Origin of the sequence: Candidatus Pacearchaeota archaeon (assembly GCA_035404185.1) — a bacterium.
Lineage (GTDB): Bacteria > Patescibacteriota > Minisyncoccia > Minisyncoccales > Minisyncoccaceae > UBA2211.
The window spans coordinates 384639-406143 of the sequence record DAONGN010000001.1; the positions used below are offsets into that span (position 1 = coordinate 384639).

At 31.2% G+C, this 21505-nt stretch carries 28 protein-coding genes and 1 tRNA gene; 27 read left to right on the forward strand and 2 right to left on the reverse strand.

All coding sequences use genetic code 11. The features are described 5' to 3' along the window. Positions 1-4: 4 nt before the first annotated feature. Positions 5-142, forward strand: coding sequence for a hypothetical protein (locus PLD14_02080; protein ID HPR79989.1), 138 nt, complete (start codon positions 5-7; stop codon positions 140-142). 10 nt (positions 143-152) lie between these two features. On the opposite strand, the gene PLD14_02085 is transcribed toward PLD14_02080, so the two are convergent. Beyond that, on the reverse strand, positions 153-1286 hold the full coding sequence (locus PLD14_02085; protein HPR79990.1) for a glycoside hydrolase family 3 protein: 1134 nt from the start codon (positions 1284-1286) through the stop codon (positions 153-155). 55 nt (positions 1287-1341) lie between these two features. Between PLD14_02085 and PLD14_02090 the strand changes: the two genes are divergently transcribed. The 26 genes from PLD14_02090 (at position 1342) to nifU (ending at position 21388) form a co-directional block, all read left to right on the forward strand. Next, on the forward strand, positions 1342-1914 hold the full coding sequence (locus tag PLD14_02090) for a PsbP-related protein (GenBank protein ID HPR79991.1): 573 nt from the start codon (positions 1342-1344) through the stop codon (positions 1912-1914). Positions 1915-2052: 138 nt separating this feature from the next. Continuing rightward, the gene (locus PLD14_02095) at positions 2053-2325 is read left to right on the forward strand and encodes an RNA-binding protein (protein ID HPR79992.1); all 273 of its coding nucleotides are present in this window, start codon (positions 2053-2055) and stop codon (positions 2323-2325) included. A 72-nt stretch (positions 2326-2397) separates the two neighbouring features. Further along, a complete protein-coding gene (locus PLD14_02100) occupies positions 2398-2763 on the forward strand; it encodes a desulfoferrodoxin (GenBank protein HPR79993.1) in 366 nt (121 codons plus the stop codon). Then, on the forward strand, positions 2745-3080 hold the full coding sequence (metG, locus tag PLD14_02105; protein ID HPR79994.1) for a methionine--tRNA ligase subunit beta: 336 nt from the start codon (positions 2745-2747) through the stop codon (positions 3078-3080). Before PLD14_02100 ends, metG begins: the two co-directional genes overlap by 19 nt. Before the next feature lie 41 nt (positions 3081-3121). After that, positions 3122-3925, forward strand: coding sequence for an SIMPL domain-containing protein (locus PLD14_02110; protein ID HPR79995.1), 804 nt, complete (start codon positions 3122-3124; stop codon positions 3923-3925). A gap of 3 nt (positions 3926-3928) precedes the next feature. After that, entirely contained in the window at positions 3929-4393 is a 465-nt protein-coding gene (locus PLD14_02115) for an FKBP-type peptidyl-prolyl cis-trans isomerase (GenBank protein HPR79996.1), read from the forward strand. A gap of 58 nt (positions 4394-4451) precedes the next feature. After that, positions 4452-5027 (forward strand): uracil-DNA glycosylase, encoded by a 576-nt coding sequence (locus PLD14_02120; protein HPR79997.1) that lies wholly within the window; start codon positions 4452-4454, stop codon positions 5025-5027. Beyond that, complete coding sequence (locus PLD14_02125; GenBank protein HPR79998.1) at positions 5017-5238, forward strand: DUF167 family protein; 222 nt, start codon at positions 5017-5019, stop codon at positions 5236-5238. Before PLD14_02120 ends, PLD14_02125 begins: the two co-directional genes overlap by 11 nt. Positions 5239-5258: 20 nt before the next feature. Then, the gene (locus PLD14_02130; GenBank protein ID HPR79999.1) at positions 5259-5699 is read left to right on the forward strand and encodes a divergent PAP2 family protein; all 441 of its coding nucleotides are present in this window, start codon (positions 5259-5261) and stop codon (positions 5697-5699) included. A 3-nt stretch (positions 5700-5702) separates the two neighbouring features. Next, complete coding sequence (locus PLD14_02135) at positions 5703-6341, forward strand: HemK family protein methyltransferase (GenBank protein ID HPR80000.1); 639 nt, start codon at positions 5703-5705, stop codon at positions 6339-6341. A 1-nt stretch (position 6342) separates the two neighbouring features. Next, entirely contained in the window at positions 6343-7080 is a 738-nt protein-coding gene (locus PLD14_02140; GenBank protein HPR80001.1) for an undecaprenyl-diphosphate phosphatase, read from the forward strand. 1 nt (position 7081) lies between these two features. Then, a complete protein-coding gene (locus tag PLD14_02145) occupies positions 7082-7783 on the forward strand; it encodes a DNA alkylation repair protein (GenBank protein HPR80002.1) in 702 nt (233 codons plus the stop codon). A 48-nt stretch (positions 7784-7831) separates the two neighbouring features. Beyond that, positions 7832-10216 (forward strand): type IV secretion system DNA-binding domain-containing protein, encoded by a 2385-nt coding sequence (locus tag PLD14_02150; GenBank protein ID HPR80003.1) that lies wholly within the window; start codon positions 7832-7834, stop codon positions 10214-10216. 20 nt (positions 10217-10236) lie between these two features. After that, the gene (locus PLD14_02155) at positions 10237-11559 is read left to right on the forward strand and encodes a hypothetical protein (protein HPR80004.1); all 1323 of its coding nucleotides are present in this window, start codon (positions 10237-10239) and stop codon (positions 11557-11559) included. A 32-nt stretch (positions 11560-11591) separates the two neighbouring features. Further along, entirely contained in the window at positions 11592-11900 is a 309-nt protein-coding gene (locus PLD14_02160; protein HPR80005.1) for a hypothetical protein, read from the forward strand. A 1-nt stretch (position 11901) separates the two neighbouring features. Continuing rightward, positions 11902-12249 (forward strand): hypothetical protein, encoded by a 348-nt coding sequence (locus PLD14_02165; protein HPR80006.1) that lies wholly within the window; start codon positions 11902-11904, stop codon positions 12247-12249. 80 nt (positions 12250-12329) lie between these two features. Next, a complete protein-coding gene (locus tag PLD14_02170; protein ID HPR80007.1) occupies positions 12330-15392 on the forward strand; it encodes a UvrD-helicase domain-containing protein in 3063 nt (1020 codons plus the stop codon). Positions 15393-15407: 15 nt separating this feature from the next. Further along, positions 15408-16409, forward strand: coding sequence for an NAD(P)H-dependent glycerol-3-phosphate dehydrogenase (locus PLD14_02175; protein ID HPR80008.1), 1002 nt, complete (start codon positions 15408-15410; stop codon positions 16407-16409). Between the two features lie 56 nt (positions 16410-16465). After that, on the forward strand, positions 16466-16939 hold the full coding sequence (locus PLD14_02180) for an inorganic diphosphatase (protein HPR80009.1): 474 nt from the start codon (positions 16466-16468) through the stop codon (positions 16937-16939). 4 nt (positions 16940-16943) lie between these two features. After that, the gene (locus PLD14_02185) at positions 16944-17159 is read left to right on the forward strand and encodes a ferredoxin (protein HPR80010.1); all 216 of its coding nucleotides are present in this window, start codon (positions 16944-16946) and stop codon (positions 17157-17159) included. Between the two features lie 5 nt (positions 17160-17164). Beyond that, positions 17165-17374 (forward strand): hypothetical protein, encoded by a 210-nt coding sequence (locus PLD14_02190; protein HPR80011.1) that lies wholly within the window; start codon positions 17165-17167, stop codon positions 17372-17374. Beyond that, the gene (locus PLD14_02195; GenBank protein HPR80012.1) at positions 17371-18216 is read left to right on the forward strand and encodes an MBL fold metallo-hydrolase; all 846 of its coding nucleotides are present in this window, start codon (positions 17371-17373) and stop codon (positions 18214-18216) included. The genes PLD14_02190 and PLD14_02195 overlap by 4 nt, the downstream gene beginning before the upstream one ends. 4 nt (positions 18217-18220) lie before the next feature. Further along, a complete protein-coding gene (locus tag PLD14_02200; protein HPR80013.1) occupies positions 18221-19276 on the forward strand; it encodes a nucleoside monophosphate kinase in 1056 nt (351 codons plus the stop codon). A 240-nt stretch (positions 19277-19516) separates the two neighbouring features. Further along, the gene (locus PLD14_02205; protein ID HPR80014.1) at positions 19517-19789 is read left to right on the forward strand and encodes a metal-sensitive transcriptional regulator; all 273 of its coding nucleotides are present in this window, start codon (positions 19517-19519) and stop codon (positions 19787-19789) included. Position 19790: 1 nt separating this feature from the next. Then, positions 19791-20999: a cysteine desulfurase family protein gene (locus tag PLD14_02210; protein ID HPR80015.1), complete on the forward strand. Its 1209-nt coding sequence runs from the start codon at positions 19791-19793 to the stop codon at positions 20997-20999. A gap of 5 nt (positions 21000-21004) precedes the next feature. Further along, a complete protein-coding gene (gene nifU / locus PLD14_02215) occupies positions 21005-21388 on the forward strand; it encodes a Fe-S cluster assembly scaffold protein NifU (GenBank protein ID HPR80016.1) in 384 nt (127 codons plus the stop codon). 41 nt (positions 21389-21429) lie between these two features. Here nifU and PLD14_02220 read toward each other — a convergent pair. Further along, positions 21430-21500 (reverse strand) — tRNA-Pro (locus PLD14_02220). Between the last annotated feature and the right edge of the window lie 5 nt (positions 21501-21505).

Consider the following 21505-nt stretch of genomic DNA (forward strand, 5'->3'; position numbering starts at 1 on the left):
CGATATGGAACTTTTTCCCAGTGTTGAAGTTAAAAACATTGGCAATTTTAGAAACAGCGTCTTTCAATTACTTGAAGAAGGTAGTCGAAGCGATGCAAAATACATCGCTCAAACATTGACAAATTTAAAAATAGAAATATAAGGATTGCTCCTTATTTTTTTATTCCGTATTTTTCTTTTAAAGCTTGGATTCGATTATAAGAATCGTTGATTTGTTCGATAGATATTTTTCCATCCTTCACGGCTTTTAAGATAATATCAACAGCATCGTAGGGAGCTTTTTCGTCGTAGGTTTTTCCATTATTAGAAATAATCAATATATCACAGCCAGCATTAATGGCTTTGATGATTGCTTCGTCGTATCCGTAATTATCAACAATGGCTCCCATTTGCATATCATCAGAAACGACAATACCAGTGAATTTCAATTGGTCTCTTAAAATATTTTTAATAAACAGGGGAGATAGTGTTGCGGGGTAATTTGGATCAACATTTGTATTGACAATATGGGCGGTCATAACCATATCAGAATATCCGTTTTCAATTAGTTTCTGATAGGGAATCAGTTCGTCTTGTTGATAAGTATTAGTCACATCAACTATTCCTAAATGAGAATCAGAGGTGGAACTGCCGTGGCCGGGAAAATGTTTGATGGCGGTAATGATATTATTTTGATGAAGTCCGGTAATAAAGCTTGAAGCGTGTTCGTAAACTTTAATCGGGTCGGCACTAAAAGACCTTTCCAAATATCCTATCACTGGATTTTCTGGATTAACGTTAACATCAACATCAGGTGCAAAATCCATATTAAATCCAAGAGCTTTTAATTGTTGGCCTAAAATGTTAGCCTGATTTTTTGTTTCTTCTGTGGTTCCTTTCCCCAATTCTTCAGCTGAGGGAATGTTGGTGAATCCGTATTTTGTTTTCAATCTGTTTATATATCCTCCCTCTGCATCAATCGAAACAAAAAGAGGAGTAGGTGAATATCTGTTCAAATCTTCTATTAGTTTTTTTGTCTGATTGTAGTCAACAATATTTCTAGGAAATTCTCCCGAAGGATTATCTTTGTCAAAAAGAATTACTCCTCCAATATTTAGAATGTTTATCGCTTTGGAAATATATGATGTTCGGTCAATTTCAGTTCCGCGGAATCCGATAATCAGCATCTGTCCGACTTTTTGTTTTAATTCGTAATCTTGATTCCGATCTTCATAGTAGATGTATCCCAAATAAGTAATTATAAAAAGAAGAACGGCAATTAAGCTTATTTTTAGTATTCTATGCATGGTTTTTAAATAATATTATGTTATAATTATAGCATATAATAAAAGAACAAAAAATATGAATAAAAAAGCAATAATATTTTTTATAATAGCGCTTATTCTTATTATCGGAGGATATTTTTTGGTGAATTATGATTTTTCTAACACTGAATCACAAAAAGAAAACAGTAATGGCTATTTATTAAAAGACGGTTTTTCGATAAAGATTCCTGAGGGATGGGAAGAGACGCAGGCCATTACCGGAATTTCCGCTATGATCATTAAGAAGTTTGAAGACCACGAAGAGCCGGAATTGAAAAATATTAATTTCAGAAGCTATTTTGCCGTAACTTATGATAAATTAAACGGAAAAACCATTAAACAGTACGCAGAATATCTTGAAGAAGAAATTGTTGCCGTAAATAGTAATTTTAAAGTAGACAAAGAAGAGGCACTGATAATTAATGCCAATGAAAGTTATGTTGTAGAGGGCAGCCTAAGTCAACAGGGAGCTGATTTTAAATTGCTCGCTGTTGTTATAAAGGGAAAAGAAGACGGGGTTTGGATAGTTTCTTTTAATACAGGTAAAAATGATTGGGATAAATATTCGGGATTAGTTTCGGAAACAATAATGTCTTTTACTGTTAGATAATTATACGAAATATCGTTGTTATTAATATTTGACATTATTAACTAATTACTGTATCCTTATCATATACACATTAGGTGTCGTGCTCTTCTCTACAGAGTAGTGAGAGTAGGTCGTTTATTAATCAATTTTCAAAATCAAATGGAAAAGAAGTTATACGTAGGAAATCTTCCTTACTCAACAACTGATGCTTCTCTAAAAGATATGTTCGCAGCCGCTGGCAACGTAGCCGCAGCTTCAATCATTATCGATAAGTTTAGCAAAAGATCAAAAGGATTCGGTTTTGTTGAAATGGCCACTGAAGAAGAGGCTGCTAAAGCAAAAGAAATGTTCAACGGATCTGAGGTAGAAGGAAGAAAGATGATCGTTGACGAAGCTAGACCAATGAAGGAAAACAACTTCAAAGGTGAATAATCGTTGATAATTCACAAGGCCCCCATTCGGGGGTCTTTTCTTATTTTCTTTTCAATGTTAAAATATTTGTATATGACAAAACAAAAACAAATATACAAATGCAATATTTGCGGAAATATTGTTGAAATGGTTCACACTGGCGCCGGAGAACTTGTTTGCTGCGGTCAGCCGATGGAACTTCAAACAGAAAAAGAAATTGATGAGGGAAAAGAAAAGCACGTTCCGGTGATTGAGAAGACGGAAAAAGGAATTTTAGTTAAAGTCGGAGAAGTTTCTCATCCGATGGAAGATGGTCATTATATCGAATGGATAGAAATAAATAATTGTAAGGTATTTTTGAAACCAGGAGATAATCCTTCTGCCGAATTTAATGTTTCGGGAGAAGTTTCGGCAAGAATATACTGTAATATACACGGGCTATGGAAATCAAAAACGTAATTAATTTTGAGGAGTTTGAAAAAATTGATTTGAGAGCGGGAAAGATACTGGAAGCGGAAAGAGTCGAAGGTTCGGACAAGCTTTTAAAGTTACAAATTGATTTGGGAGAAGAAAAAAGACAAATCTTGGCGGGAATCGGCAAGGCATATGCTCCCGAAGAATTGATTAATAAGACAGTCATTGTTATAATCAATCTTGAGCCTAGAGTTTTAATGGGTCTTGAGAGTCAAGGAATGGTCCTGGCCGTCAAAGACAATAATAATTTATCAGTTTTGGTTCCGGAAAAAGAAATAGTCCCCGGTTCCAAAATTAGCTAAAGGTCGCATAGATAACAAAATTAATTTATTTTTTTAAAAAAATGGAAGCACAATATTTCGAAAAAGAAGCAAGAACAGAGAATCCCATGATTAAGACTTTAATGATAGTGGGAATTATTTTCTTGCTAGTTTTAACAATCTATACTATTTTTGGAATTCAATACACTTCAAAAACAACCCAATATATAGGATCTTCTACAGGAGAAAATACTATTAATGTTTCTGAGACCGGAACAGTTTATGCTGTTCCTGATGTTGCTTTAGTAACATTTACAACAATGACTGATGCAACAACAATTAATGCAGCTTTAACCAATAATCAAGAAAAAACAAACAGGATTCTAGATTTTTTAAAGAGGCAGGATGTTGCAGATAGCGACGTAAAGACAGTTGATTTTAATATTTATCCTCAATATGAATGGCAAACAAAGGGGGTTGATTTAACTGTTTATCCTTTGGGTAAAAGAGTTATTGTCGGTTACGAAGCTATTGAATCAGTTGAAGTAACCATGAGAGATACTGAACAAATTGGAAGGAATATACAAGGTTCTCTTGATGCTGGAGCCAGTCAAGTTTCAGGTTTAACCTTTATAATTAGCAATGAAGAAGCACTTAAAAAACAAGCAAGAGAACAAGCTGTTGCTAGTGCTCAAGCTAAAGCAGCAGAAATTGCTAAAAATCTAAAAGTGGGACTAGGTAATCCAGTAAGCTTTACTGAATCATATTATTCTCCAGTTTATAATTCAAAAGGAACAGCTACTTCTGGTACAGGAAGTAATTTCCAAATAGTTGTTGGAGAAAATAAGATAGAAGTAACAGTTAACATTTCTTACGATATTAAATAATATATGAAAGTTGAAAAAAAGACAGTTTTATTAATAGTAATATTGCTGGTTATTGCTTTGGCTATTTTTCTTTTAATGAAGCCAAAAGAATTAATGGCTCCTAACGGTGCGAAAAATACAGATCAAGCCAGTTTAGTAAACAAAATGGACGAAGTTAAAATAGAGGTATTACAAGAAGGGACAGGGGAGGTTTCAAAAAAAGGAGATACTCTTACTGTTAACTATACGGGAACATTAACAGATGGAACTCAGTTTGATTCAAGTGTAGGAAAAACACCATTTTCTTTCACCTTAGGAGAAAATAGAGTTATTCAAGGTTGGGAGCAGGGAATGCTTAATATGAAAGTTGGAGAAAAAAGAAGGTTAACTATTCCTTCAGATTTAGGATACGGTCCTCAGGGCTACCCTGGCGTTATCCCAGGCAATGCTACTTTGATATTTGAAGTTGAGTTGCTGAAAATAAATTAATTAAAAGGCCCCGTTCTCGGGGCTTTTTTGTTTCCTAAAATTGTGTTAATATTTTTATATGTTAAGTAAAAAAGAGAAAGAATTTGAAAAGATAACCAAGGATGCTTTTTTGTGTAAGAAATGTGTTTTGTATAAGAAAAGAAAGGCTCCAGTTATTGGACAGGGAAGCTTAAAAGCAAAAATAATGTTTATTGGGGAAGCTCCGGGAGCCAAAGAAGATGCAACTGGTATCCCTTTTTGTGGAAGGTCTGGTAAATTTTTAGACGAATTATTGAAATCAGCCAAGATAGACAGAGAAAAAGTATATATTTGCAATATTATTAAATGCAGGCCACCAGAAAATAGAGATCCAGTGGAAAAAGAAATCAAAGCTTGTAGTTGTTTTATTGAAAAGCAGATTGAAATCATTTCTCCTAATGTTATTTGTCCTCTAGGCAGGCACTCAATGAGATTTGTTATGGAAAAATTTGGACTTATTGATGATATTGATGTTATTGGTAAAATTCATGGTAAGGTTTTTAAAGGAAAAGAAATAATTATTCCTTTTTATCATCCAGCAGTAGCGTTGTATAATCCAAAAATGAAAGATGTTTTAAGAGATGATTTTAAAATATTAAAAAAGTATGTTGATTAAAGTTAAAGCTTTTCCTTGCTCAAAAGAAGAAAGGATAGTTAAAAAAAGTATTGATAGTTTTGATGTTTTTGTTTGCGAAGAGGCGGAAAGAAATATGGCTAATAAAAGAATTATTGAATTAATAGCAGATTATTTTAATATTCCTCAACACAAAGCAAAGATGATCAAGGGGTTTAAAGAGTCTAGTAAAATTTTTGATATTAAAGATTAAATCTGATAATATACATATATATGATACAAGAATTATTATTAAATAAGGCATTAGCATCAGCAGTATTATCTTGGTTTATCGCTCAAACAATAAAAGCTATTTTTTTAACTATAAAACAAAAGAAATTTAGATTTGATTTGTATTCTTTGCCAGGAGGGTTTCCTTCTTCTCATACTGCTTCTGTTGTCGGATTATCAACAGCTGTAGGTATGATTTCTGGATTTGATTCGGTTGCTTTTGCTATTTCGATTATTTTAGCCTTTTTTATGATTTATGATGCAAAGGTTATTAGGGGAGCAGCTGGTAAACAGGCTCAATCATTAAATATATTAATAGAGACTTATAACGAGGAGGAAGAAGAAGATTTGGATAAATTGAGAGAAAGACTGGGACATAGTATGATTGAAATATTAGGAGGAATTATTATTGGAATATTAGCAGCGGTTATAATCATTGGATAGCACATGGATTTGCCAGAAGATTACAAAAGAGGTTTTAAAGATTTTTTAGGAGTAAGAATTGATTTATCAAAAAAACCATTGATACCGAGAGATGAGACTGAATATTGGGTGAACATTGCAATTGAAGAAATTAAAGAAGGGGCAGAATGTCTTGATTTGTTTGCTGGTTCAGGATGTATAGGAGTATCGATTTTAAAGAATATTAAAAATTCTTTTTGTGATTTTGGAGAAAAAGAAGATTTATTTTTAGAACAAATAAAAATTAGTCTTGATTTGAATAACATAAATAAGGAAAGATACGATTTGATTAAGACAGATGTTTTTTCAAATATTAAAAAGAAATATGATTATATTTTAGCTAATCCTCCCTATGTTGCAGAAGATAGGATTGATGAAGTTGGAGAAGATGTTAAAATGTTTGAGCCGTCTATCGCTTTATATGGTGGAGACGATGGAATGGAATATATTAAAATTTTCTTGAATGAAGCAATTAAATATTTGAAAGATAATGGAATTATTTATCTTGAATTTGACCCAGAGCAAAAAGATTCAATAGAAGAAATAATTAATGGTAAGTATTCAAGATTTGAATTTTTAAAAGATCAGTTCAATAAATACAGGTTTATTAAAATAGAAAAATAATATGTGGGAATATATTTTATTAGGAGCTTTGCAGGGAATTTTTGAGTGGATACCAGTTTCAAGTGAAGGAGTGGTAGCTATTTTTTCTAATTATTTAGTTAAAGATTTTAATAGTGTTGATTTAGCCTTATTTTTGCATTTAGGAACAGTGCTTGCAGTAATAGTTTATTTTTGGAGAGATTGGATTAGTTTAGCTTTATTCAAAGACAAAGAGTTTTTAAGGTTTTTTATTATTGTAACTTTTATTTCTGGAACACTGGGTTTTTTTGTTTATAAAATGGCCAGAGATGTTTCTATGGGTTCGGGACTTTTGGCTTTAACAGGTTTAGGTCTTTTATTGACTTCATGGTTTCAAAAGAAAAATATTAAGTTAAACATTAACAAAGATTTATCTTCAATTATTGTGGGATTATTGCAAGCAATTTCAGCTATTCCTGGAGTTTCTCGTTCTGGCTCAACGGTATTTGGGTTATCCTTAACTGAGAATAATCCAACTGAAATATTAAAGAAATCATACATAATATCAGTGCCAGTAGTTTTGGGTTCATCTTTGTATCTCTATTTGGATAATCCTACTATTGCTTCTTCCTCTTGGATTGCGGTAGTTTTCAGTTTTATTTTCGGGATAATATCGTTGAAGATTTTATTAGATTTTTCAAAGAAGGTTAATTTTTCTAAGTTTACTTTAATATTTGGACTCCTTTGTTTAATCGGAGCTTTATTTCAATTTTTAATGTAAAATGATTGATAAAATACTTAAAGAGTTAAAATCTAAAAAGAATGCTGAGCAGGCAAAAAATTTGTCTAGATTTTTTAAAACCGGAAAGGGTCAATATGGAGAAGGAGATATTTTTTGGGGAATTAAGGTCCCAGCTATAAGAGAGACAGTTAAGAAATTTAAAGAAGCTTCTTTAAAAGATATTCAGGAATTGTTAAATAGCAAAGTTCATGAACATAGGCTTACTGGATTATTAATCTTGGTTGAAAAAAATAAGAAAGCAGAAAACAAAAAAGAGATTTACGATTTTTATTTAAAAAATACTAAAAATATTAATAATTGGGATTTAGTTGACTTGACCGCTCCTCATATCGTTGGCGGTTTTATTTTGGAAAATAAAAAAGAAAGGAAAATATTATATTCTTTAGTTAAATCAAATAATTTATGGGAGAGAAGAATTTCTGTTTTATCTACTTTTACTCTTTTAAGAGAAAAAGAATATGAAGATGTTTTAAAGATTTCAGAATTATTATTAAAAGACGAGCATGACTTGATACACAAGGCACTTGGCTGGATGTTAAGAGAGATTGGCAAGAGAGATAAAGAGATAGAGATTAAATTTTTGGAAAAATACCATAGAGTGATGCCCAGAACAATGTTAAGATATTCAATTGAGAAGTTTAATTTAAAAGAAAAAGAAAAATATATGAAAAAAGAGGCTTAATTAGCTTCCTTTTTTATTTTATTCATTATATAATGAATTCAAAATAACATGTTTGATTTTATTAATAATTTCTACATTTATTATTGCGTTACTGCAGCTTTAATTATTTTATTGCTTGTTTTTGTATTCTGGTTTAAAAAAAGAAACAAAGCTAAAGAACTAAAAGAATCTTTAGAATTTGTTTTATTTTCGGTCAAAATGACTAAGGAGTCTAATGAAGACTTGCAGAAGGCGGGAAAACAGGAAAAAGATTGGATAAGATTAATGGAAGATTTTTATAGTAGTTTGACTTCATTTAATAAGGAAGGGGTTTTGGGAATAGATCCATGGATTGCTTTAGAGATCGGGAAGATAAAAGAACAGATATTTTTTTATGTTGCTGCTCCAAAAAGATTCGAAGGCTTTATAGAAAAAGAAATATATAGTATTTATCCTAATGCTCAGATTGAAAAAACAGATGATTATAATATATTTTCTCCTACTGAAAATATTTCTTGTGGATACTTAAAGACAACAAAACCTTTTTATCTTCCTATAAAAACATATAACTATATTGAAACAGATCCTTTATCAAGTATAACCAGCGCTTTAACTAAGCTTGATGAAAATGAAGAGGCAGCTATACAGCTTGTTATAAAGAAGGGCAATAATGATTGGTATACCAGAGCGAAGATGATTATTGATGAAGTTGCTAAAGGAAAGAATTTTAATCAAGCAATGGGAGCTACTAATTTTTTAAGCGTGATTAAAGGAAAAGAAGAAAATAAGCTTACTCAACCTAAGGTTGATGAAGTTCTTTTGAAAATGCTTGAAGAGAAAATAAGCAAGGATAACTTTGAAGCAAATATCCGTTTAGTTGTTTCAATAGAAGACAAAAAGAGATGCGAAGAAGTTTTTATACAAATGGCTAATTCTTTTGAGCAATTCAATTCTCCAAAGACAAACAATTTTAGATTAACCATACTTAAGGGAAAAAGTGCTAATGAATTAATCTATCAATACAGTTTTAGATTATTTGACCATTCACAAAGAAATATTTTAAATTCAGAAGAATTGACTAGTGTTTTTCATTTTCCAACTCCATTAACTTCAACTCCTAATATTAAAGGAGTAAAGGCGAAGAATTCTGCTCCTCCTACCGATTTACCAAAAGATGGATTATTACTGGGATATAATGAATATAGGGAAGAAAAGAAAGATATTAGAATGAAAGAAGACGACAGAAGAAGACATACTTACATTATCGGTCAGACTGGAACAGGTAAATCTGCTTTATTATCTAACATGGCTTTGCAGGATATTAATAATGGTGAAGGGATTGGATTATTGGATCCTCACGGAGACTTGGTGGATGATATTTTGAGTAAGATTCCCAATGAAAGAATTAAAGATCTTGTTTTATTTGACCCAACTAATTTAGAAAGATCAGTTGGTTTAAACATGCTTGAATATGATAAGCGTTTTCCTGAGCAGAAAACTTTTATTGTAAATGAGATGATTAACATTTTTGATAAGTTGTACGACTTAAAACAAACCGGAGGACCAATGTTTGAGCAGTATACTAGAAACGCTTTGATGCTTTTAATGGATGACCCCAATGAAACATATACTTTAATGGAAGTTCCTAAGGTTTTAGCTGATGCGGAATTTAGACATAGATTATTAGCAAAATGTAATAATATATTAGTTAAAGAATTTTGGGAGAAACAAGCTGAACAGGCCGGAGGAGAAGCAGCATTGAAAAACATGGTTCCTTATATTACTTCTAAATTTGATACTTTTATCTCTAATGATTATATGCGTCCGATTATCGGACAAACTAAGAGTTCGTTTAATTTTAGAGAGATATTAGATAATAGAAGAATATTTTTAGTTAATCTAAGTAAGGGAAAATTAGGAGAAATGAATAGTTCTTTGCTTGGTTTGATTATGACTAGCAAATTAGCCATGGCAGCTTTTTCTAGGGCTGATACTCAGGAAAGTGAAAGAAAAGATTTTTACTTATATATTGATGAATTTCAAAACTTTGCTACAAATAGTATTTCTCAAATATTATCGGAGGCAAGAAAATACAGACTATCATTAATTATTTCTCATCAATTTATCGGACAGCTCCCTGATTTAATTAGGGATAGCGTTTTTGGCAATATTGGAACAATAATTTCCTTTAGGGTTGGAGCAGAAGATGCACAATTTTTAGAAAAAGAGTTCATTCCATCTTTTGGTGCTCAAGATTTAATCAATATTGACAACTTTAATTTCTATGTCAAAATGATGATGAACGGACAGATATCTAAGCCGTTTAATGTAAAAACTTATCCTCCAACTAAAGGAGATTTTGAAAGAGTTAAAGATATTAAAGAATACTATGCTTTAACTTATGGAAGGAGTAAGGATTTTATAGAGCAGGAAATAAAACAAAGAAGAATTTAATAAAATAAATAATAAATAATATGAATGAACCAAAAGAACCATTATTAGAGCAGCCAGAAAGAACTAGGGCTGAAATTGCCGAAGAAGAACTTGCAAAAATGAAGATAGAAAATACAAAACATCAGAGTGATTATAAGCCTGAATTTGACCAGTATTTAGCTAATAAAGGCGAAGATGAAAATATAGAAGAAGAATCATCAATAAAACAGCCTAGTACTGAGAAAGTAAAAACCCCTGAAGAAGTAAAGAAACCTGAAGAAATAAAAAATCCTGAGAAAGTAAAAACTCCCGAAGAAATAAAGTCTGAAGAAACAAAGAAAATTGACTTAGAGGCTAAACAAGAGAAAGAAGCTAGAACAGAGAGAGCGATTGAAAATCTTAAAGCTTTATTTGATAATAAGAACAAACTTTTTGCCCAAAAAGAAAAGCAAAAGAGTTTGTCATATAAACTTAAAGCTTTATTTGGCGATAAAGACGGCGAATCAGTAACAGCAGATGAGTACGGGTCTGTTTATGATGAATACGGTAAATCATTAGGAGAAGTCGAAGCTCTTACAGGAAAATCAAAAGATCAGATTATAAAAGAATATTTAAGTGGGAAAGAAAGAAATGAAGATTCTGTTGAAAACGTAAATAAAAATTTAGACGATATAGAGGCTGGATTAGAAAAGACTGAAGAAGGACAAAGCAAAGAGAAAAAAGATTTAATAGAAAAACTTACTGGGATAAAAGATGAAAGGGTAAAGTTTGCTATAAAAGTTGCTATTGCTGGAGGAATGATTGCTTTTCCTGTCGCAGGAATAGCTGCTGGAGCTTTAGGAATGGGACTAGGTGAAGCATTAATTGGTTATTCTTTTATTCATTATTCAACTGCTTTGGGATTAGCAGTTGGTAATACAGCTTTTGCTGTCGGAGGCATTGGTGGCGGAGGGGCTTTATTACACAAGGCAATAAAAGATTTAGAAGATGCAGAATCTAGAATTCCTCAAGACAAAAACAAAGAGCAAGAGGAAATTCCTACACCAGAATCTCCTATTTCTAAAACAGAATCTATCGAAAAGAAAGAAGATAATAGTGGGATTGAGAAAAAATTAATAAAAGATGATGAATTTAAGCAAGTTAATAATTTTGAAGAATTATATAAAAAAATTGATGAAGTTTATAATAGATTAGGAATAGATGGTGCAGAAACATTGAAAAATAGAATACTTTATTTATCTCAAAAGAGAAGTCCATTCGAAGGTCATTATGATGACATTCCTGTTAGTGGAGGATTAAATGCAAAAGTTCAAGAATTAATTAAGAAAGATACAAAAGAGAAGGGTTTGGACTGGGTAGAGTAATTTATATAATTAGTTAAAATAATAAATAAATTATGGCTTTAGATAAAATAATAATTAAAGGAAAAGAAATAGACATAATGAAAGAACTTGGGATAGATCAAGCTCCTCTCGAGATTCAAGAAAAAATAGCAGAAAGAATGACAGATATAGTTTTAAGAAAAAGTATTTTAAAGGCGCTAGAAGGCTTGTCTGAAGAAGAAGTTAAGAATATTAATACTGGTTTAACCTCTGGAAATACCGAAGAAACTATTAAAATATTAGATGAGAAAGTTCCTAATTTTGATAAAATATTATCCGAACAAATTGTTTTATTGCAAGAAGAGCTTTTAAGTAAAAAATAAAATGCAAGAAAAAATAGAAAAACCAGAAATAGGGGAGGTTATTAATTTAGAACAAACCAAAGAAGGACAAGATGATAATCGTAAAATTGAAGCGATAAAAGAAAGCAATGAACCGAACAAAGAAGATCTTCTTAAAAAAATATACAATAAGGATGATGTGGTAAGTGCAAAACTAGAAATTAAAGAAACAAATGATGTTGTTGAAAAAAAAGTTGATAGTTTTGTTAAGGAATTTCGTATTTTTGGTTCGAAAGTGATAGGTAAAGCGAGGAAAGCTTTGGGAGCGTACGGTTTAGATGAATTGCATGACAAGATAGTTGATGAGAATAAAAACATTAATAAAAAGTAAGTTTTTTGATTAAATGATTTTTTGCAAATTGAGGACATATGTCCTTTTTTGCTTTTCTAATTTGTGGTATAAGAATATTAATGGGGTCAGATTTATTATCTAAATTGAATAAAGAGCAGAAAGAGGCTGTTACCTTTGATAAGGGGCCTCTTTTGATTGTTGCTGGGGCAGGAACTGGCAAAACTACTGTTTTAACCCACAGAATAGCTTATTTAATTAAGGAAAAGGCGATTAAGCCAGAAGAAATATTAGCTGTTACTTTTACTGAAAAAGCAGCCAGAGAGATGGAAGAAAGAGTTGAAAAATTACTTCCTTTTGGATATTACGATTTTTGGATATCAACTTTTCATTCTTTTTGCGATAGAATTTTAAAAAGATATGGATTAAGTATTGGGATACCAACTAATTACAAGTTATTAGAGCAAACTGGAAGCTGGATTTTAATTAAAAAGAATTTTGATAAATTTAATTTTTTAAAAGAATATCGTCCTCTGGGAAATCCGACTAAATTTATAGAAGCCTTAGTTTCTCATTTTGGTCACTGTAAAAATGAGGGCATTTATCCAGAAAATTATTTGGAACACGCCGATTCTTTAAAATTAAACATGGATGATATTCCTGTTGGATCTAAATCAGTTAAATCGAAAGACAAAAAAGATTTAAGCAATAAACAGGCAGAATATGAAAGAATAAAAGAAGTAGCCGAAGCATATCATGTTTATCAGAAGCTTTTACTTGATAATAATGTTTTGGATTTTGGTGACCTGATAAATTATACTTTGAAATTGTTTGATAAAAGACCAGAGATTTTAGAGAAATACAGAAATCAATTTAAATACATAATGGTTGATGAATTTCAAGATACAAACTGGGTTCAATATGAATTAGTTCAAAAATTAACTTATCCAGAGAATAATATTACGGTGGTCGGTGATGATGATCAATCAATAATGGGTTTTCAAGGAGCCTCGTTTAATAATGTATTAAGATTTAAACAAGATTATCCTAAATCAAAAGAAATTGTTTTGGTTGAAAACTATAGATCACCTCAAAACATTCTTGATTTATCGTATCAATTTATACAGCTAAACAACCCTAATCGTTTAGAGTATCAATTAAATGAAATAGAGGGGATTAATAAAAGGGCAGAAGAAAGGGGAATAGATTTGAAATCATTTAAGAAAATTGATAAAAAGCTTAAAAGTAATCAAGATAAATCTGGAGCAATAGAATTATTAGGTTTTGAAACGATTGATGATGAGTTATCAGGAGTTATTGGTAAAATTTGGGAATTGAAAGAAATTGACGATAAGGCAGAGTTTTCTGATTTTGCTATTTTAACAAGAACTAATGAATCGGCTAATAATTTTAGTCGAGCATTAGAAAGAGCTGGTATTCCTTATCAATTCGTTTCTTCAAAAGGCTTATACACTAATCCTTTGATACTTGATTTAATTTCTTACCTTAAGGTTATTATTAATTTTTATGATTCTCCTAATTTTTATAGAATATTAAGGATGATGGATTTTTCTCCTGAAGAAGTTTCGAGAATTATTCAATATAGCGACAAAAAAGGAATTCCAATATTCGAAGCCATAACAGATAGTCATCTTTTAAGTAAATTTACAACAGACACAGTTGTTAAATTAAGAAAGATTGTTGAAAACTTAAAGAAACACTATAAATTATCAAAAGAAAAGAATGCTAGTGAAGTTTTTATTCACATTATTAATGATTTAGAATATGGAAAGTATATTCCAGAAAGCAATGAAGAGAGTTTGAAAAAATGGGAGATGATTGATCAGTTTTTTGAGAAAATAAAAAGCTTTGAAAATTCACAGGTTGATCCAACTATCCTTTCTTTTGTGGAAAATCTACAAATGGAACTAGATGCTGGTGAAGATGGTTCTATAAGAAATAGTATTGATTTGAGTTTTGAGGCGGTTAGAGTCATGACCATTCACTCTTCAAAAGGTCTTGAATTTAAATACGTTTTTTTAACTAATTTAGTTTCAAGAAAGTTTCCCTCTGATCAGAAAAAGAATCCAATAGAAATTCCCGAAGCTTTAATTAAAGAAGTCTTGCCAGAAGGAGATTTTCACATGCAAGAAGAAAGAAGGTTATTTTATGTTGCTTTAACACGAGCTAAAAGAGGGTTATTTTTGACTTGGGCTGCTGATTACGGAGGCAAAGATTTAAAGAAGCCGTCAAGGTTTTTGATTGAATCAGGATTAATTATTGAAGAAGTATTAGACAAACAGAAGTTTACAAGAAGTTCTGGTTTTTGTATTAAGCGTTCAATGGGATTTAAATTAGAATCGAATGAAACAAATGGTTCGGGGCGAGATTTAAGAACATTCCTTCCTGATCATTTTTCTTATTCTCAATTAGAATCTTTTAGAAAGTGTCCTTTAGGGTATAAGTTCGGAAGTATATTTAAAATACCGATAAGGGGAAAGTCAGTGTTTAGTTTTGGAAAAAGTATTCATCAGACATTGCATAGTTTTGTTTTGGAATCATTAAAATTTTCTTCAATTGAACAGAAAACTCTTTTTGGTAAAAATACTAGTTCGGAAGTATTGAGTTTTGAAGATTTATTGAAAATCTATGAAAAAGAATGGATTAGTGATTGGTATGAATCATCAATAATTAAAAAAGAATTTTATGAAAAAGGAAAAGAAAGCTTGAAGCTTTTTTATGAAGATTTTATTAAAAATAAACCAGAGATTCTTTTTATTAATGACGAACCAGCGCTAGAAAAGAATTTTAATTTAAAATTAAACGGAGATGTTTTTATAGGAACCATAGATAGGATAGATAAATTAGGCGATGGGGTAGAAATTATAGATTATAAAACTGGTTCGCCTAAAAAGACATTAGCCAAAGAAGAAAAGCTTCAATTAATGATTTATGCTGTGGCAGCAAAAAAAGTTTTAGGATTAAATCCTCTTAAGTTAACTTATTATTATCTTGATGATGGAACGACCTGTTCTTTCGATATTAAAGATGGAGATATTGAAAATACAGAAACAGAAATTAGAGAGTTATTGGAGAAAATTAAAAGGAGTAATTTCAAGCCTACGCCTGGATGGCACTGCCAATATTGTGACTTTAAAGATATTTGCGCTCACAGGAAGATTTGAGGTATAATTATATATATGAAAAAAACAAAATTAATAATTTTAGGAGATGGAGCATGGGGGACAACCTTAGCTATTTTATTATCTAAAAATGGACACGAGGTTACAGTTTGGAGTGCTTTTCCGGAATATTTAGATATTCTGAATAAAGAAAGGGAGAATAAAACATATTTAAAAGGAATAAAGATTCCTTCTAATATTGTTTTTGAAAAAGATTTAGGCAAGGCAATTGAATTTGGTGAATATATTGTTTTCAGTATTCCATCTAAATTCTTTAGAGATGTAGCCAAGAAGATTAAAAAAGAAAATGTTTCTTTAAAAGGGAAAGTATTTATTAATGTTGCTAAAGGATTAGAGCAAAAAACATTAAAAAGAATGACAGAGATTTTAAAAGAAGAACTAGGAAATGTTCAGACAGCTGTTTTATCTGGTCCGACAATTGCTGTCGAAGTAGCAAGAGAATTACCAGCTTTAGTTGTTGCAGCTTCAAGAAATCATGCTATTGCTAAAAAAATTCAAGACATATTTAGCAATGAATATTTCAGAGTGTATACTTCTACTGATGTTATTGGAGTTGAACTTGGTGGACCATTAAAGAATATTATTGCTGTGGTGGCGGGAATATCTGATGGTCTTGGTTTTGGTTCTAATACTAAGGCAGCCATATTATCTCGAGGGATAGTGGAAATACAAAGATTGGGAGAAAAAATGGGAGCCAAAAGAAAAACCTTCTACGGTTTAGCTGGACTAGGAGACTTATCTACTACCTGTATTAGTCCTGAGAGTAGGAACAGAACTTTGGGAGAGAAGATTGCAAAAGGACAGAAGCTAGAAGAGATTGTTAATTCAACCTCAAGTATAATTGAAGGAGCAACAACCGCCGAAGTAGTATATCAATTAAGTAAAAAATACAAAGTAGATATGCCAATTGTTTCATCTGTTTATCAAGTTTTATACAAGAATAAGGCTCCAAAAGATGCTTTATCTGATATGATGAAAAGAAAAAGAAAGCCAGAATAATCTTGAAAAATTTACCTTTTTAAGATAAGGTTAAATAAAGAATAATAATTAAAAACATGAAATTAAATATTTTTATTGAGAATCCAAAAGGCAGTTCAAATAAGTATGAATTAGATAAGGAATCAGGAAAGATAATGCTTGATAGAGCTTTATATTCTTCTGTTTATTGGCCCTTTGAATATGGTTTTATAGAAAACACCTTATCAGAAGATGGAGATCCATTGGATGCTGTAGTCTTGGTTAATGAACCAACTTTTCCTGGCTGTGTCATTCCTTGTAAGATTATTGGAATGTTAGACATGGAGGATGAGAGTGGAATTGATTACAAAATTATTGCTGTTCCTGATGACAAAATTGATCCAAGATTTAAACACATTAACAGTATTGATGATTTGCCAGAACATCAGAAAAAAGAAATTCAAGAATTTTTTGAAACATACAAAAGACTTGAACCAAATAAATGGGTTAAAGTAGTGGGATTTAAATCAAAAGATGAAGCGGAAAGAATAATAGAAAAGTGTAAAAAATAAAATTATGGAAAATACAAACAAGAAATACAAAGTAAACAAGGAAAAGTGCCTTGGTTGTGGAAGCTGTTCGTTATCTTGTCCAGAAGGAACAGAAATGGATACTGATGGCAAAGCAAAAGTTATTAGCTCTGCTAAGGTTGAAGAATGTGGCGGTGTAGATTTATGTCCATATGGAGCAATTGAAGTTGAAAATGGAGTAGAAGTAGAAGAGGATGAGTAGATAATATGAAAGTTACACAAAAAACCAAACTATCTAAGCTAATAGATGAGAAGAAAGCACAAACAATTTTAGAAAAATATGATTTTCCTTGTCTTTCTTGTCCTCATGCTAGACTTGAAATGGAAACTTTAGAACTAGGAAGTATTTGTGAAATGTACGATATCGATTCGACTAAGTTAATTAAAGAATTGAATGAAAAGTTGAATAAGAAATGAAGCAATCGTTTTTTATTCTTTTAATGCTTTTAATTTTGAATGTTTTAGTTTTGCCTTTTGTTATTTTCTTTTCTTTGCCGGCTTACCTTGAGGTAAGCTTTTTTAATGTTGGACAAGGAGATTCTATTTTTATTGAGGCTCCAGGAGGATATCAAGTATTGATTGATGGAGGCCCAAGTTATTCCAAGGTTTTAGATGGTTTATCTAAAGAAATGCCTTTTAATGATAAAGAGATAGATTTAATTATATTATCTCATCCAGAGAGTGATCATATGACAGGATTGTTTTCTGTATTAGAAAACTATAAGGTAGATAATATTATGTGGACTGGAATAGAAAAAGATGGAGAAAAGTTTGAAACTTGGAAAAGATTAATTAACGAAGAGGGAGCTAATATTTATTATGCTAATTCTGGTGATAAAGTAATTATGGGAGATGCGATCTTAGAAATAATAAATCCTAAAGAGTTGTTAAAGGGAGAGACATTTAAAGAAAGCAACAATACAGCAATAGTCTCCAAGCTTTTATATAAGGATAGTTCTTTTCTTTTCACGGGAGATATTTCTTCAAAAGCAGAAAATGAATTAACTAATATAGACGTTGATGTTTTGAAGATTCCTCATCATGGTTCAAAGTATTCAACCTCAAAAGAATTTATTAAAAAGGTTAGTCCTTTAGTTTCTGTGATTCAGGTTGGAAAGAATTCCTACGGACACCCAACAGAAGAAGTTTTGACACGACTTAATAATTTTGGTATTAAAATACTAAGGAACGATACTAATGGAGATATAAAGATTGTTTCCGATGGTTTGAATTATAAAATAATAACTAGTAAACAATAAATATATGGATTTTCCAATTTTTAAAACTAAGATGGGAGGAGATAGGAAATTTAATCTAGCCGACCCAAAAGAAAGGGCAGAATATTTTAATATAAAATGTGGACCGGAAATAGAAAAACTAAAAGAATATTTAAAAGATAATACTTTTATTGCTTATCTTTTAGGTAAAAAGAATTCAGGAAAGGGAACTTATTCTAAAATGTTATCCGAGGTTTTAGGTGCTGATAAAATAGAGCATTTGTCTGTTGGAGATATGGTAAGAGCATTAGATACTGAAATTCAAGACCCAGAAAAGAAAAAAGAATTAGTTGAGTTTTTAGAAAAGAATTACAGAGGATTTTATCCTTTGGAAGATCTGATTAAAAGTATGGAAAATAGGGATACTAAAACTCTTCTTCCTGATGAATTTGTTTTGGCTTTAATTAAAAGGGAAATTGCTAAGAGGAAAGGAAAGGTTATTCTTCTAGATGGTTTTCCAAGAAGTATGGATCAAGTTAGTTTCTCTTTGTTCTTTAGAGATTTGGTTGATTACAGAGATGATCCAGATATTTTCATTATGATTGATGTTCCAATGAACATTATTAATGAGAGAATTAAATGGAGAAGAATTTGTCCTAAATGTAATGCTTCAAGAAGCTTGAAATTATTACCAACTTCAAAAATTGGATACGATGAATCATCTAAAGATTTTTATTTAATTTGTGATGAGGCCAATTGTGACGGTGGAAGAATGGTAATGAAAGAAGGTGACGAAAAAGGAATTGAACCGATTAAAGAGAGATTAATGATGGATGAAGAAATATTAAAGAAAGCTGATACATTATATGGAATTCCAAAGGTTAAATTAAGAAATGCTATTCCTGCTGATGTTGCTCGTGATTATGTTGATGAATACGAAATGACTCCTGGATATTCATTTAAATACGAGAATGGGGAAGTCAAAACCATTGAAGAACCTTGGATTGTAGCTGATGATAATGGAGTACAATGTATTAGTTTACAGGCTGCTCCGGTGGTAGTTGCAATGATAAAACAGTTGGTTGAAGTATTGAAAATTTAAAGGTATAATATCTTTGGTCCTATCATTCAAAATTCCGAACAACTTTCAATCGGGAGATCATATATTTATCTGCTTTGGCAAATGAATGAGGTCACCCACGTGGATTAATTCGGATTCACTTGAAAGCGGTAGGACCCTTGGAAAGCACTGTCAAACAGTGTTTTTCTTTTCTTGACAATTTGATAATTACAGATATAATATACCTATACCTATGGTAGTGGTAAAATAATAATTTAAAAAATGAAAGCACAAAAAGAAAAAACATTGATTAGTTTAAAGAAGGTTCAAAGCTTAACTGCTAAAATAATCGATATGATGGAAAAAGAGAATTATTGCATTGATGTAATGCAGCAGAATTTGGCTGCAATTGGTTTATTAAAATCAGCTCATCAAATGATGATGGAAGATCATTTGCATAATTGCTTTAAATCAGCTATGAAAACTAATAATGAAAAGAAGAAAGACGAAATGATAGAAGAAATATTAAAAGTAATAAAAATATATAACAAATAACATGAAGAGAATATATCTTGATTACGCAGCTACGACGCCAGTCGATAATGAGGTTTTGAAGGAAATGCTTCCATATTTTTCTAAAAAATTTGGTAATGCTGCATCTTTGCATTCTTTCGGTATTGAGGCGGGAATGGGAATAGAAAAAGCAAGGAACATATTAGCTAAATATTTCAATGCCGAACCGATAGAAATAGTATTCACAAGTGGAGCAACTGAATCTAATAATTTATCTTTAAAAGGAGTTGTTAAGCAGCATCAATTAAAGAATAAAGAAAAGGTTCATATTATAACCACTGCCTTCGAGCATCATTGTGTTTTAGATGCCTCAAAGAGTTTAGAAAGAGATGGACTAGCCGAAGTAACTTTTATTCTACCCGATAAAGATGGAATTATTGATGTAAAAGACATTGAAAAAGCAATTAAGCCTAATACTCTATTAATTTCTGTGATGTATGTAAATAATGAGATAGGAACAGTCCAACCAATAAAGGAAATTGGAAAGATGATAAAAGAATTGAACAAGACAAGGGAAAAAAAGATAATTTTCCACACAGATGCTACTCAAGCTATTAATTATTTTGATTGTGATGTTAATGAGTTAAATGTTGATTTATTATCAATGTCAGCTCACAAGATATACGGTCCTAAAGGAGTCGGAGCCTTATATATCAGAAAAGGAACTCCTATTATCAGAGTTCAAGATGGTGGAGATCAAGAAAATAGACGCAGAGCGGGGACTCACAATGTTCCGGGAATAGTTGGACTCGGAAAAGCCATCGAGGTTTTAATGAAAAACAAAAAGAAAGATATAGTAAGAATTCAAAAATTAAGAGATGTCTTAATTAAAAAAGTTTTAAAAGATGTTCCTGCTTCAAGATTGAATGGTTCTTTGATTAATCGTTCTCCTAATAATGCAAACTTTAGTTTTAAAGATACTGAAGGAGAAAGCTTGTTAATGATGCTAGATAATATGGGAATAGCCTGTTCAACTGGATCAGCTTGTTCTTCTCAGTCATTAGAGCCATCGCACGTTATTCTTTCGTTAGGGCTTAAGCATGAAGATGCCCACAGTTCTTTAAGAATGACATTGGGAAAATATACAACGAAAGAAGAAATAACTTTCGCAGTTAAAGTCTTAAAAGAAACAATTAAAAAATTAAGAGGTGTTTCGGGAGATGTTTTATCCGATTATTATTCAAAAAAATAAAACATATGCAATATTCAAAAAAATTAATGGAACATTTCATGAATCCACGCAACCGCGGGAAAATTAAAAATCCTTCAGGAACAGGAATGGTTGGAAATCCTGTATGCGGAGATTTAATGAAAATATACATCAAAGTAAAAGATAAAAAGGGAAAAGAAGTATTAGATGATATAAAATTCGAAACTTTGGGTTGCGCCAGTGCAATTGCAACTTCTTCAATGGTGACTGAATTAGCTAAAGGAAAAACAATAGAAGAAGCCAAGAAGATATCTAAAAAAGACGTTGCAGATGCTTTAGAGGGATTGCCTCCAATTAAAATGCATTGTTCTAATTTGGCTGAAGAAGCATTAAAAGGTGCAATCAAAGATTACGAATCAAAAAAGAAATAAAACAAAAACACTGACTCATCATCAGTGTTTGTTTTTTTGTGTCGGGCTGCTGGGAGTTGAACCCAGGTCTTACGCACCCCATGCGCAAATACTACCACTATACTACAGCCCGAAAAG